The sequence below is a fragment of the Nostoc sp. CCY 9925 genome (genome assembly GCF_963920935.1).
In the GTDB taxonomy this organism is placed as follows: Bacteria; Cyanobacteriota; Cyanobacteriia; order Cyanobacteriales; family Nostocaceae; genus Nostoc.
In genome coordinates this window covers 1-625 of record NZ_CAWUDO010000302.1, presented here as the reverse complement: position 1 = coordinate 625, position 625 = coordinate 1, and the positions used below count along the sequence as shown (strand labels likewise).

The window sequence follows — 625 nt, the reverse complement described above, 5'->3', positions numbered from 1 at the left end:
GCTACAGCCAAAGCCTTAGCCTTTGAAAATGAACAACTAAGACAACGAATTGAGCTATTAGAGAAAGATAATCAGCAATTGCGAAAACTTACCGAATTGTCAACTGATTTAGTTCTGGATGATGTTGCTTGGGAGTTGGGACTGTGGCGTAAAGGAAATGAATGGATAGGGCGAAACCACATCATTAATATAGATGGCTCTCAATTTACTGACTTTGGCAATAGTTCCTCGTTGGATGGTAATAGCGCTATTGATTTAGTCAAGCACGTTAATCAATGTAACCAAACAACTGCGATCGCATGGCTGGGGGATAGATTTGGTGAAGCTGGGGCCCAACGTGCAGCAACAGCTCATGCTCAAAAAGTTGCGGCTCTTATTATCCAAACTCAACTAGCACCCCAATTCGCCCCACCCGTTGAGGATAAAAAACAGTGGCAGCAAGTAGAACATTACTTAAAAGAGAAACGAGGTATACCTTCTGATTGCGTACAAATGTTATATAACCAGGGATTAGTTTATGCCGACTCAAAAGCAAATGTAGTTTTTGTGATGCGGGATCTCAACGGAAAGACCAAAGGAGCATTTTTAGAAGGTACAACCAATAAATTCTCTGGTTATGAGTTAG

At 41.3% G+C, this 625-nt stretch carries 1 protein-coding gene; it reads left to right on the top strand.

From position 1 onward, the window contains the following. Positions 1–625, top strand: a 625-nt coding sequence (locus ACM0OY_RS40550) for a DUF3991 domain-containing protein (protein ID WP_414574324.1), incomplete at both ends; no start/stop codon positions are given.